This is a genomic window from Flavobacterium tructae, assembly GCF_002217475.1.
Lineage (GTDB): Bacteria > Bacteroidota > Bacteroidia > Flavobacteriales > Flavobacteriaceae > Flavobacterium > Flavobacterium tructae.
In genome coordinates, this window is record NZ_MUHH01000055.1 from 1 (window position 1) to 13,155 (window position 13,155).

General features: G+C 34.7%; 11 protein-coding genes. All 11 read left to right on the forward strand.

Annotation, left to right across the window (positions count from 1 at the left end):
• The coding region (locus tag B0A80_RS20965; RefSeq protein WP_208861499.1) for a hypothetical protein at window positions 1–362 on the forward strand (362 nt) is incomplete at its 5' end.
• Between the two features lie 84 nt (window positions 363–446).
• Window positions 447–1,148: a hypothetical protein gene (locus B0A80_RS19140; RefSeq protein ID WP_089078337.1), complete on the forward strand. Its 702-nt coding sequence runs from the start codon at window positions 447–449 to the stop codon at window positions 1,146–1,148.
• Window positions 1,149–1,630: 482 nt separating this feature from the next.
• Window positions 1,631–2,026, forward strand: a complete 396-nt coding sequence (tssD, locus tag B0A80_RS19145) for a type VI secretion system tube protein TssD (RefSeq protein WP_017496350.1) — start codon at window positions 1,631–1,633, stop codon at window positions 2,024–2,026.
• A 378-nt stretch (window positions 2,027–2,404) separates the two neighbouring features.
• Entirely contained in the window at window positions 2,405–3,268 is an 864-nt protein-coding gene (locus B0A80_RS19150) for a glucosaminidase domain-containing protein (protein WP_089078338.1), read from the forward strand.
• The gene (locus B0A80_RS19155) at window positions 3,255–3,911 is read left to right on the forward strand and encodes a hypothetical protein (protein ID WP_089078339.1); all 657 of its coding nucleotides are present in this window, start codon (window positions 3,255–3,257) and stop codon (window positions 3,909–3,911) included. The genes B0A80_RS19150 and B0A80_RS19155 overlap by 14 nt, the downstream gene beginning before the upstream one ends.
• Before the next feature lie 96 nt (window positions 3,912–4,007).
• A complete protein-coding gene (locus B0A80_RS19160; protein WP_089078340.1) occupies window positions 4,008–5,777 on the forward strand; it encodes a type VI secretion system Vgr family protein in 1,770 nt (589 codons plus the stop codon).
• Window positions 5,778–5,786: 9 nt separating this feature from the next.
• Window positions 5,787–7,136, forward strand: a complete 1,350-nt coding sequence (locus B0A80_RS19165; RefSeq protein ID WP_089078341.1) for a hypothetical protein — start codon at window positions 5,787–5,789, stop codon at window positions 7,134–7,136.
• 2 nt (window positions 7,137–7,138) lie between these two features.
• A complete protein-coding gene (locus B0A80_RS19170) occupies window positions 7,139–11,308 on the forward strand; it encodes a DUF6531 domain-containing protein (protein ID WP_233430784.1) in 4,170 nt (1,389 codons plus the stop codon).
• Between the two features lie 2 nt (window positions 11,309–11,310).
• A complete protein-coding gene (locus B0A80_RS19175) occupies window positions 11,311–11,898 on the forward strand; it encodes a DUF6707 family protein (protein ID WP_070905576.1) in 588 nt (195 codons plus the stop codon).
• Window positions 11,899–12,040: 142 nt separating this feature from the next.
• Complete coding sequence (locus B0A80_RS19180) at window positions 12,041–12,382, forward strand: hypothetical protein (protein ID WP_070905575.1); 342 nt, start codon at window positions 12,041–12,043, stop codon at window positions 12,380–12,382.
• 7 nt (window positions 12,383–12,389) lie between these two features.
• A complete protein-coding gene (locus tag B0A80_RS19185; protein ID WP_070905574.1) occupies window positions 12,390–12,740 on the forward strand; it encodes an immunity 51 family protein in 351 nt (116 codons plus the stop codon).
• The last annotated feature ends 415 nt before the right edge of the window (window positions 12,741–13,155 follow it).

A 13,155-nucleotide genomic window follows, 5' to 3' on the forward strand; every position in this document is an offset into this window, starting at 1 on the left:
TATATACTGTTGAAAATATTCTAAAAGGAAAAAATCTTATAATTACGTTTAATAATACGTTGAATTCAACTTCTGATAAATTATATATAAAAAATACAAATAAGCAGTTTGTTGTTTTTAAACAGTTTAGTTATAGTAATTCATCTATTTCAAAAAAGAGACAAGGAAATGATTATGTAAATTATCCCTCAAGTTTTATTTGTTCACAAAATACTAGCAAAAAGATAGTTAACGATACTTTAGATTTTAATGAATTGTTTAAGTATAAAGAAAACAAAGAATGTTTTCATTGTCCGAATAAATATTCTTTAGAAAAATGCTTAGAAATGAACAAGAACAAGCAAAAATTCCAATGGAACTAAAATGAAATTATCGTTATTAGTTATATTGCTAATGCATAAAATTTAGTACTCTCAGTCAAAAGAAGAGACAAAATCAAAATAGAAATGGGAAACAAATTTATAACAGTAGTACTTATTTTTTTTTCAATTTCACTACATAGTCAGAACCTTAAAATTTTAAAAGATTCAGTATTTGTAGATTCTGGCTTTTTGATAATTGAAGAATTAAAAATCAATCCGGATGTTGAGAAGATAAATAATAAAGTATATGGAATTACGCAGAGTACTTATGAAGTATTTGACAAATCTTTTGTTGGTAAACCTGAGGATAGAATCAGAATGAAAAAAGATACGCTCTCTAAACGTATTTTGAACAATACTTTACGAGAGTCAAATTCGGGATTTGAACATTATGAAATTTACTATGATAAAAATAAGATCGTTAGTTTTTCGATCGGAATTCAATCTTATGGATCACCGTGGGAAGCAATTCAGTATTATTGTTTTGATCTGAATAATGGTAAACGAGTTGGAGTAGATTTATTTGTAGATAAACCCGGACTGTTAAAAAAAATTAGAAAAAAATTAAAAGATCAGGACATTAATTTGCCATTAAAACCAAGTGATTTATTAAATTTTAGAATAATCATAGATAAAAGTAAAAGCGTTCCGGACTTTTATTTTTCAATTTTTGATACTAAAAATTATAGGAATAGTGGATATGAAGAGTTTAGTGTTCATTTTGAATGGAGAGAAATTGAAAGATATATCGTCCCAGTATTCAAAAAGAGATTATTGACTAAATAAAAAAAATAAAAGAAGGAATAGTTTTTAATAGTGGTATTGTTTTTTGTAACTGTTTTGATTTTTACGAATCCAAAGAACGGGATAAATTCATAAAAAAAGTACTGAAAAAATAAGAAAGAGTCCGGTAAGATTTTTTTTATACGACTATTTTGGTAGTAGAAGAAAAAGATGAATTTTCTGTCAGCCCCCGTAAATACTGGATTCTTACATTTTTGATTGGCTTAAAGCAATATTTTTTCTTTATTTCTATGAAAAAGATTACGAATTAACTTGTTTTTCAAAATTGTATTTGTATATTCGTACAAATATTGATTGCGAATCACCCTCATCTTCCTACAAGAAGCAATTATAAAAAGTACGTTAGTACAAAAAGAGGTATTCTAAAATCATGTAGAATACCTCTTTTTTTTGTTCATACTAGTCATACAAAAGGAAAGAGGATTCTAAAAAAAAACATTTTTTAACAACTTAAATTTTTTATTATGGCATTTAAAGCAGTTTTAGAATTCGAAGGAAACGAGTACCAAGTATTATTTTCAAAAGTTGATATGTTAAGACATACTGACGGTAAAGGAGCTGTTTCTTCTGAAATTAAAGGAGGAAGATTAAACTTAAGAGTTAAATCTACAGACAACACTACAGTTATCGAACAAGCGGTAAACAGTCAACACAAACCAGTAAGCGGAAAAGTAAAATTTTTCAAAGCTGACTCTGAGCAAGTAATGAAAGAACTTTCTTTTGAAAATGCTTTTATTGTATTCTTTAGCGAGCAGTTAGACGCTTTGGCTGAAACTCCAATGACTACTGAGATTACATTCTCTGCAGAGAAAATTACATTAGGTAATGCTACATTAGATAACAACTGGGCTAAAATCTAATTTTTGCTAGTTGTGAAAACAAGAAGCGATACCATATCGCTTCTTGTTTCCTTAAAAATAAAAAGATACTGATTTTTAACTCTTAAATTTAGCGGTTCAGCTGAAGGAAAATCTTAGTAAAAGATTTTCGTTCGTACTGTTTTTAGTTCCATTATCTGAAAGTTGAAATATTTTTTTCTTTTTATGCAGTAGATAAGTGTATTTCTAAAATATACTTTTCTAAGGGATTTTATATTAAAGCAATTTTAATAGGGAAGCCTTCTTAATAAAATAACCCCCAAACCCCAATGATACCACAAAAAATAACCTACAAAATAAATCCCCAAAAGAGATATTGTTTTATGACTATTGAGGTGTCTCAATCTAATCAGCAATCTCATGGCTAAAACTTCATCTTCAGGAAAACATAAGAACGCCAGTTCATTAGGTGTCAAAGGACCTCAGTATAATAGACAAACAGGTCAGTGGGAAAATACGGATAAAGTGGGCGCAATGATGCAAAGAAGAAGCCCGCAAGGGAATCGTGTAGCCGAAGATGTTAAAGCTAAAGCTATAAGTGCACCACCTAAAAAAGAAAAACCGGTTCACCATCAGTTTTTGACCACAATTGCAGTCGAAATATATGATTTTGCAAAAGCAAAAGGTGCATCTTCCCAAGGTGCATTATTGGTATTGGCACAGGCAAGTTTAGAAAGTGGATATGGAGCATCCGCAATAAAACATGGGGACTATAACTTATTTGGAGTTATGGGAAAACCCTTCAAAAGAAGTACCAGTCATGGTACCGTTAAAGATTATTCCAATTTGGGTGGTTATCAGGCCGCTTTGACGGATTATTTTAACAAAATAGACAAAAACTGGAGTCATTTTTCCAGTATAATAAAAAATGACACCATAACAGCAGATGATATTGACAAGGCTTTTAATACAGGAACATATTATCCTACAGCCAAAGAAAGACATGGAGGAAAGTACGCCTATAATGCTGATATGGACAGCAGAGGTGCTAATCATTATGGAGAGCATCTGCTCAAACAGATCGGCGGAGTAAAGAAGCGTTTCAAAAATAGTTTAGACTTTCAGATAGAGGCTAATAAAGAAAGGTTAAAGGAAATAAATACAATCCTGACAGGCAATTCACTTTTGTTTACTGATCCCGTAAAAAGTACACTGGAAGAAGAAAAAAGACAGTTGGTGATTCAGAACGAAAAATTTAACACCGTTTCAAATGAAATTAACTAGCGAACTTAAATTACTTATAATCTTAACTTTTTTTGTTTTTCTTGGATGTAATTCGAAGAATAAAGAAAATGTTATTTCGATAAATGAAATTAAGAAGGAACAGGTAAAATTTGAAATTGACAGTTTAGAAGTTAAAGATCGAAAGGGACTTTTATATACCATTAAATATTATAAAGATAGTATTTATGTGAATCAGGGCAGACATAACATTATTAGAATCGCATATCCAAATCGATTCGATAATGTATTTCCCATAAATGGTCTTATTGCCAATGATAAATCGACAAACGTTTACATCACAAACAATCATATTCTTTTATTGCCCCTGAGTGAGGTAAATAATAGAATAAATCTGATTGCAATTGATTTAGTTAATAAAAAAGAAATTAATTATCAGTTCAAACAAAGATCTGATATCATTACTACCGGGATTAATTCTTTTTATTTTAATGAAAAAAACAACATAATTATAAGCGCGAACAGCTTAAATTATGAAGGAAAAACAACCGTTCATTATTACAAAATTGGTAGAAATTTAATTACGCATCAAGGCACTAAAGAGTTGAATTTAACCCCCGAAATGTTAGAGAACAATGAGACATTGTTGAAGTTTTTAAATACAGATAATAATAACATTCCTTAAAAATATAATAATCGATACAAGATTTATAAAAATTAAATAACACCACACTGATCCGATAGACATAAATAGTTAGTACTAACTAAAAAGATTAAAATAATGATACCACAAACCATAATTTTTGGAATAGATTCCAAGAGAATAAGCCATTTTACCAGTATAGAATTGGTACAAGTGATAAACGATCATCATCGATTTGAAATTCGTGTTCCTCATGCTGTTGTCGAAAGTCCTTTGGCCTATACGCTTGAAAATGCTCAGGCCTGGCTGGGTAAAGTGGTACACATCATTCTTGAAGACAAAAACAACTTTTTAGGAGTAGTGACCAATATCGATTTTGATCAGGAAATGGGACATTCGGGTAACCATATTGTCGTATCGGGTTATTCAAAGACCATCTTGCTGGAGTCCGGTGAAAAGCTGCATTCCTGGGAAGAAATGAATTTAAAAGATATCGTTAAAGAAGCCATAAAAAATGGAGCAGGAGAGCAGTTGCAAAACGAGGTAAACCCTGAATATTCCAGCAAAATGGACTACCAGAATCAATACCTTGAAACCGATTTTCAGTTCATTCAGCGATTGGCAAAACAATACAATGAATGGTTGTATTATGATGGAGAGAAGTTAATCTTCGGTAAACCTAAAAGTTTCGACAAGCCGATCTCTCTGACCTACAATAGTGATATCTCAAAACTAAAAATATCCGTACAGGCGGTACCAAATAAATTTAGTGCTTTTACTTATAACGAAAGCGCTGACAAACGCTATACCGCAAAATCGAAAGACACGGTAGGCGGTTTGCCAAAATTAGGCAATGAAGCTTTTGCTACTTCAAAAGAGGTATTTGCAACACCGGCATTTACACACGGAATAGTGAGTACAGGCGACGATTTGGTTTTAGAATCTTTCTTAAAAAAGAAACAGGAAAGCGCTGCTGCCGATACCAATTATGTTTCGGCAACTACTAAAAATACCAAATTAAAAATAGGAAGCATAGTCAACATAAAATCTAGTGTTTTAGAAAACGAAAGTATGATAACACAAGAAGTAGGCTCCTATATTATTACCGAAATTAGCCACTATGCGACCCATTTAGGAGAATACGAAAATAACTTCAGAGCGATACCTTCAAAAGTATTAAGTCTTCCGGAACCCGATGTAGCTTATCCAATAGCACAGACACAGCAGGCTCTGGTAGAAAGCAATACCGATCCTAAAAATAAAGGAAGAATTAGAGTGCAAATGCTTTGGCAGCAAGGTACTTCTATGAAAACAGCCTGGCTTCGTGTTCTAACTCCTGATGCGGGAAGCAGCGGAAAAGTAGCAAGTAACAGAGGAATGGTATTTATTCCGGATGTAGGGGATCATGTTATGGTTCATTTCCGTTATGGAGATCCAAACAGACCTTTCATTTTGGGAAGTGTATTTCATGGAAAAAGTGGCGGAGGCGGTGGCCAGGATAACAACAAAAGGAGCTTTGCGACCAGAGGTGGTACTTCTTTAGTTTTAGATGAAGGAGATAATAGTTTTACCGCAACAGACCCAAGCGGTAATATGGTAAAACTTAACGGTGACGGGACCATGACCATTTATGCTCCAAACAAAATAGACGTTTTGTCTAAAGAGATTAACATTCTTGCTGATGAAAAGGTAAATATAAATGGTATAAATGAGGTCAATGTCGACAGTAAAAAAATAGTTGCTGTTGGTACGGATGAGGTGAGTGTGAAAAGTGACACTCAAATCGGTAATGAAGCGCCAAGTATCAATATAAAAGGTAAAAATACCATTTTGGCAGAAGGAAAGGTTGTTGACATAGACGGTAAAACAATGACCAATGTTAAAGGTGGAGTGGTGAACTTAAATTAGAATTTAAAAATGCATAATACGCACAATCCTATCGCTGTAAGAGTCGAGAACATTCAGAAAATCTGGAACAAAACCCGAAAAGAAAAGCCAAAAGCTAAAGTATTCAGTATGGTTTGTTTTAAGGATGATTTTCCTTTATTGGATGCTTTCATTCACTTAGAATCTTCCGCTTATGGTAAATCCGAAGATTCGTTTGTTGCTTTTGTTGTTGATTTTGATGATAAAAAAGATTTTTACAGCACGATCATAGAGCAATGGATTGTAACTTTTGAAGAAGATCTGAAAAAAAATCCCAATTGGAATTGGAAAGATTTTGCCACTTTTAAAGAAGTACTTCCGGAAATTAATCAGCTTAGTATTGAAAGTATGAAGGAATTCTACATCAAAATGCTCATTAGTTTTAAAGAATTTGAAGCAAAAACAGGAAATCTTTTGATCGTAAGTTTATTAATCAAAAAAGTTAGCAATGCCGATTTGTTGACCGAAAGTCTCAATGAACTGGCCGTTTTATTGCCGGAAAATGTAGGTTTTCTGTTTTTGGATTATCAGGAAAGACAGCAGTATCGCGATGTAGTTTTTGCAGCAAAGGAAAACGGAACCATCATAGAAATTCCAAATCAGGAAATAAACAAAGCTTACAAAGAAATAGCTACACAAGGAAATCCAAATGATCCACAGGTACGTTACCGAAAATGTTTGTTTGAAATTGGTGAGGCAGCAAAAAATAAAAAACAGGAGAAAGTAAAAAAACTGGGTAATGAGCTTATCGATATTAGTAAGAGTACCGGAGAAACCAGTTTTTGGGCTTCGTCTTATTTAATTTATGCCAGCTTTTTATTCCAATTTAAAGATGAGAAGGAACTTATTCATCAACTATTGGATAAGGGAATTAAAATAACGACTCCGTTTTATAAAGAGAAGGATGATGTCGCGGGAATTTTAATGCAATTATTAGTTTATAAAGGCTCTCATCACAGCATTATCGGAAATACAGATACTGCGATTGATTATTTTTTAAAACAAGTAGCAATTGCTAAGGAAATAAATCAGGAAATGCAGGTGATCAACGGGTACAATTATGCATTACTGCTGGCTGCCAAGAAAAAAGGCAGTCGATATACCGAAATTTTAAATGATGCTTTTGAGTATGGATACGAACTAACCGACGAAATCCTTAAAATTGTCAACTTTACTTTTATTGCTGACAGTTATTTAGAAAGTGATCCTAAAATTGGGTATTCAGAAAAAGAAGCTGTTTTTAAACGAATGGTACTCATTTTTGGAGAAAACTGGAACGACAATCCAAAGCAAATAGCCAAACAGATACAAGAGGAATATCAATTAAGCAACACCTATTAATTATGTTACTAACCGATAATCATTTGACCATTGTGGTGGGGATAGACATCCATTTTACAACCCTGCCTCCATTTAACCCGTTTCATCCTTATATAGGTATTGTGATGGATCCTTTTGATTACGTTCCGTTTTTAGGTGCCACTGTGCATGTAAATGGTTTTAAACGTGGAAACTCAGATACCAGCGGGATCATAATTCCACTGGTGCATATTCCACTTTTTACACCACCCTGGCTTATGACACCCATCATAGGCCATGAAAGTATGAATTTTTTCGCCTCACAAACCGTTTTTTCAGACGGCACGAGGATGAGTCCCAAAGGACATATGCTAATGACCTGTAATGATATCGGCATCCCCCTATCGATGTCTTTAGGGAAAACCAAAATAGGCAAGAAGATGCTACCGTTTGCCCCAACCCTTTTTGCCCCAACCTCGTTTTCCTTGCCTATCCCAACGGGGAAACCCGTAATGGTTGGTGGACCCTATCCTCCCGATTGGGGAGGAGTCCTTACAGGCTTATTAGCTAGTATTGGTTTTAGTACCTTGATGAAAGTCGGAAAAAAAGCATTCAATAAACTTCTTAAAGGAGCGATAGGCCCTAATAAACTTAGTCGATTATTGTGTAAAGCAGGATTCGAACCCGTTAACCTTATTAATGGCGCCGTGATTTATGAAGGAAGCGATTTCGAACTCGCCAGTCCGATTCCTTTAAACTGGGAACGCAGCTGGTATTCAGACTCCCAATATGTAGGATGGCTGGGTCATGGTGTACATTGCGTATACGACAGAGCGGTAGAGTTGTACCCAGAAGACGATGCCCTTGGACTTCGTATGGATGACGGACGAGTTGTGGCTTTTCCAATGCTGTTGCCCGAAGAAGAATTTTATTTACGTCAGGAAAAAATAACCCTGAAAAGAACACAAGAAGGTTATACAGCCTACGAACATAAAAGTAAACTCTTGTATGAGTTTACCCTTTTTAATGGTAAAAAATATCAGCTTACCAAAATAAACAATCCAAACGGACTTTCCATCATTTTTGAATTTACAGCAAACCGTTTGAAAAAAATAATCGATGCAGCTGGCAGAGAGATCAAAGTAAGTACTAAGGACGGATTTATTCAGAAGTTAGAACTTGTTGGACCGGAAGAAGACGAGCTTTTGGTAGCCTACGAGTACGATCAGGACGGTAACATTAGTGCTATTATCGATGCGCTTCGAAAAGCTACTATGATCACTTACGAGAACCATTTGATGGTAGAGAAAACAGATCGAAACGGACAAACTTTTTATTGGGAATACGATAATCAAAACCGTTGTATCCACACTTGGGGTGATGGCGGATGGCAGGAAGGATGGCTGGAATACCATCCGGAGGAAGGTTACAATTTAGTAACTGATGCCAATAGGGCCGTAACCACTTATTATTATGAGCCTAGCCAATTGGTCACACAGATAAAAGACCCAATGGGCAACAGTACCTTTTACGACTACACCGAATTTATGGAACTCTATCGCGAGATTGATCCTGAAGGACGCATTCTTGGCTTTAACTACGATGACAGAGGGAACAAAACCGGTACCGTTTACCCAGATGGGACAGAAGAAATCATGATTTACGATGAGGAAAACCGTCCATCGATAGCCATAGATCCCGAAGGCAATAAAACTGTTTATTTGTACAAAGAAGATAGACCAGATCAGCTCAAAACGATTATTACTCCTGATAAAACCACTAGTCATTTCACTTATCACGATAATGGACTACTGGCGACAGTGGCTAAAAACAACAATAAATTCGAAATGATCTATGACGATCAATACAATCTTATAGAATGGTGTCAGAATGGTGAAAAGTTAAAATCATGGGAGTACGACCATCGTGGACGCGTACAAGCGATCTACACCCCAATGCAGATGGCTGATTACTTCAGCTACGATGCGCTGGATCGGGTAAGACAAATTGTAGAAAAAGACAGCAATGTCATACAGTTCACGTACAACAATTATGACGAAGTAATAGCTTTAAAAGACAATAAAAATAGCGTTAAGTTTAGTTATACCCCAATGGGAAGCCTTGCCACACGCGAACAAAATGGTGTAAAAGTGCGTTTTGATTACGACAAGATGGAGCAATTGCAAGGGATCAAAAACGAAGATAACGAGGTGTACTATTTTACCCGCAACAAGGCCGGACAAATAATCAAAGAAACTGCCTTTGACGGTATGGTCAAAAAATACCAACGTAATTTTGCGGGTGAAGTTACCAGAATTGATCACGGCAACGGAAAATTTACCGAATACGAACAGGACGTTTTGGGGCGAATTACCAGAGCTGATTATCACGATGGCAGTTGGGAAACTTATAGTTACAACAAAAACGGACTTTTAACGGAGGCAGTTAATCAGAATGTAAGTATATTTATAGAGCGTGATGAAATGGGACGTATCGTAAAAGAAACCCAGCAACAGCAGCTAGATAACACCGAAAATGCAATTACCCTTACCTTCATTTACAACAAACAAGGACACCGTATAGGTATAAATAGCTCATTAGGAGCAGAGATCAATACTCATTACGATTCAAAAGGACAGTTGGAGCGCATAGAAGCTCAAAGCAGCGAGCTCAAAGAACAGCACCAGAAGTGGGAAACTACACTGAATCGCGACGAACTGGGAAGAGAAATAGAGCGCTTTACCACAGGCGGACTCCATATTAAAACCAGCTACAACAACAGCGGGAAACAAAAAGAACAGGAAGTATTTGCCAATGGCAAACGCACCGGATCACGTTATTACAATTGGGATACCAACCAGCAATTGCGCAGCGCGGTAAACCAAATAACCTCCAATATCACCTATTTTGATTATGATGATTTTGGTAATTTGGCAAAGGCAGATTATAATGGTAAAGAACAGCTTTACAAAACCCCGGACGCAGTAGGGAATCTTTACAAAACTCCGGATCGCAGCGATCGCAAGTATGGTAAAGGTGGTAAGTTACTACAGGATGAAAAGTACCATTACAAATACGATGAACTGGGCAACCTGATACACAAAAGCACCAGAAACATCAACGAAGAATTAAAATTCGAAGAACCAACCAACTGGATCGACAAACTGGCGGGCAACGAAACCGAAGAAAACAGATTACAGCAAGAACACGAGCAGTGGCAGGACGGTGATACCACCTATAGCTGGTTGGCCAACGGCATGCTGGAGAGCATCACCAACCCCGATGGTAAGAAAGTATATTTTGAGTACGATGCCCTGGGCCGACGTACCGCAAAAATTGCAAACCAAAAAATAAATCGTTATGTTTGGGATGGAAATGTTCTTATTCACGAATGGAAGTACGATTTAAAAGATCGCCCTAAATTAATTGCCACTGAGGATGACTTAGTCTATGATAAACTTGAGCCAATTAAAGATCTGGTAACTTGGGTGTATGAAAGAGGTTCTTTTGTACCAAGTGCCAAAATAATTGGAGAAGAAAAGTTCTCAATAATTAATGATTATATTGGGAGACCTGTACAAGCTTACAACGAAGTTGGGGAGCTAATTTGGGAAACCGATTATGATATTTATGGAGATGTCCGTAATTTGAAAGGCGATAGAAACTTTATTCCTTTTAGACAGTTAGGACAATATGAAGATATAGAGACTGGACTTTATTATAATAGGTTTAGGTATTATAGTCCAAGAACTGGACGATATATTAGTCAAGATCCAATTAGACTTTTTGGTGGTAGTAGATTATATGCGTATGTACACAACACAAATAGTTTTGTTGATATACTTGGATTAAATAAATGTACAATATCTGAAGGCGATGGTATTACACATGATATAGTTGCAACAATCAAGAGAAGTGATTACCCGGAAACGACTAAACATATAGAAGATGCAATTGCAGCAGGTCATCCAGATATTGTAACGATCGATAGATTGGGAGCAGCGGCAAATAGGAAAGCATCTTTAGAAGGAACTCCAACGAAAAAAGGATTTGATAGAGATGAGTGGCCTATGGCGATGTTTAAAGAGGGAGGTGCAGGAGCAAGTGTTAGATATATAAATCCTTCAGACAATAGAGGTGCTGGTTCAGCAATTGGTAATGCCTTATCTGAATACGACCCTGGAACAAAAGTAAAAATTAATATTATAGACTAAAAATGAAAGAAAGAATAGAACAGATAATTGACATACTTCCAAAGGATAAAAATGTATATAAAGTAGCCAATCTGCTAATTAGTAATTCTGAGGATTTAGATGAAGCCCAAATTCAAGAAAATTTAAATGATTTGTTGTTTACATTGTATATTTTAAATGAGAAAGAAACTGTATTACAATTTCAAGAATATTTTTTAGGATACGAGATAACTTCTAATAAAAATATTTGGACTTGGATTGAATCCTCATTAACGTTAATGTCAAGAATTAATAGAGATTTCTTAAAAATTGAGGATAGCGTTAGAGTTATTGAAAAAATTAAAACGGCATTTAATATTGGAAGTGAAATGGCTGTCAAGATAAATTCGAAAGCTAGACAAAGAAGGTTAGATGGAGATGATTTATTATATGATAGAATTGAAGAAGCAATTGCAAATAAAAATATTGAATTAGAGTATGATTATAGAATGGTCCAATTAAAAAAATTGCTTTTTATTAGTGAATTAGGCTTTAGTGAAAGTATGCCAGAGTCAAAAGTTGAAAATGAAATAATAGAAAATATGACTTTCTTGAATAAAAATATCTATTAAATTAAGTTGAATTCTTAATGGCTGTGTAGCTGACGTGAGTGTTTTGTTTGTAAACATTAGAAAATTTGATGAAAAGTAGAGAAAAGACCAAAAGCTGCCTTAATACAGGGGCAGTTTTTTATTTGTAATTTATATAGAATAAATGAAAGTTTACAGTGCAGCACCAGAAGGAAATCAAATGGCTGATTTAGAGCCGGCTCGTTATTTTAATTTGGCAATAAAACAAATCTTAGAGGTAGAAGAATGGTTAAGAACAGCTGACGAGGCTAGCCAAGCTCTATTGGTTCATATTGATGTTTTTGTATATTTAAGTAAGAAATATCCTGAAATGGCGAATAGAAGGGTAGCAAAACTAAACAGAAACCAAATTAAAGAAACTTTTTATGCCTGGTTCGAAAGGTGTGGAAAAAAAATACCTGCTAGTTTTAGGGATGGTGTTAAAGAATCAGCTGATTTATTATTTTCTGAACTAGATAAAATTTAAAAATTATATGAATTTGGATGATTTTATGGAGTCAATAGATCCTTTTTTTTGGGTTGAACATGAAAATAGTGTTTCGGTATGCCTTAATGTTGGGGAGTATAAAACCGAAATTTTTGAAACCAGAGAAGAAGAAGGTTTTGAAGGGAATGGATATGATTGGGCTTCTTTAGCGCAGGTATTTTTGCAAGAACAAAAACCTGAGTTTGTTGATGTCGTAAAGTTTGATCCCGAAGGAAGCATGTTTTGTGCCTATTCTTCAGATTCCGAAGCCTTAAAATCTTTTATTATTTCATTTAAAGAAGCTTGTGAAAACAAAGTGTTAATTCTTGATCTGTTTTCAAGAGCAGAATTAGATTAAGTGCTTTAGGGTATTGAAGAAATAAAATGAAACTTCCAATTTGTTATAAGAAAGTCTTTCGATCTCTAACGATAAGGTTATAAAAAAAAACTAAACCCCGCTCATTTCAGCGGGGTTTAGTTTGAATAATAGATTCAATTTTTGATTTCTTTTGCTGGTCTGATAATCAGCATGTTTTCTCGCTCCGCAAAGTATATCTCACAAGCGCTGCGCAAACGTCTCTGACTTTGCGCCAACTTGAAACGTCTAGTTTAAAATACATAAACCGTGAAGTCTAAGACTTTAAAACTAAATTTATTATATACAATTTCTGAAAAAGAAAGAATCAAAATAATATTAAGAAATAAAATAAAAAACCGGGAGACTTTTACGAACTTTATTAATTCAATAAGTGTAAAAAAAGCGCAAAGTCAGA

Coding starts and splice junctions, on each gene's coding strand:
- B0A80_RS19185 (WP_070905574.1), top strand. CDS start 12,390: ATGAATTTGGATGATTTTATGGAGTCAATAGATCCTTTTTTTTGGGTT.
- B0A80_RS19155 (WP_089078339.1), top strand. CDS start 3,255: ATGAAATTAACTAGCGAACTTAAATTACTTATAATCTTAACTTTTTTT.
- B0A80_RS19180 (WP_070905575.1), top strand. CDS start 12,041: ATGAAAGTTTACAGTGCAGCACCAGAAGGAAATCAAATGGCTGATTTA.
- B0A80_RS19150 (WP_089078338.1), top strand. CDS start 2,405: ATGGCTAAAACTTCATCTTCAGGAAAACATAAGAACGCCAGTTCATTA.
- B0A80_RS19165 (WP_089078341.1), top strand. CDS start 5,787: ATGCATAATACGCACAATCCTATCGCTGTAAGAGTCGAGAACATTCAG.
- B0A80_RS19140 (WP_089078337.1), top strand. CDS start 447: ATGGGAAACAAATTTATAACAGTAGTACTTATTTTTTTTTCAATTTCA.
- B0A80_RS19160 (WP_089078340.1), top strand. CDS start 4,008: ATGATACCACAAACCATAATTTTTGGAATAGATTCCAAGAGAATAAGC.
- B0A80_RS19170 (WP_233430784.1), top strand. CDS start 7,139: ATGTTACTAACCGATAATCATTTGACCATTGTGGTGGGGATAGACATC.
- tssD (WP_017496350.1), top strand. CDS start 1,631: ATGGCATTTAAAGCAGTTTTAGAATTCGAAGGAAACGAGTACCAAGTA.
- B0A80_RS19175 (WP_070905576.1), top strand. CDS start 11,311: ATGAAAGAAAGAATAGAACAGATAATTGACATACTTCCAAAGGATAAA.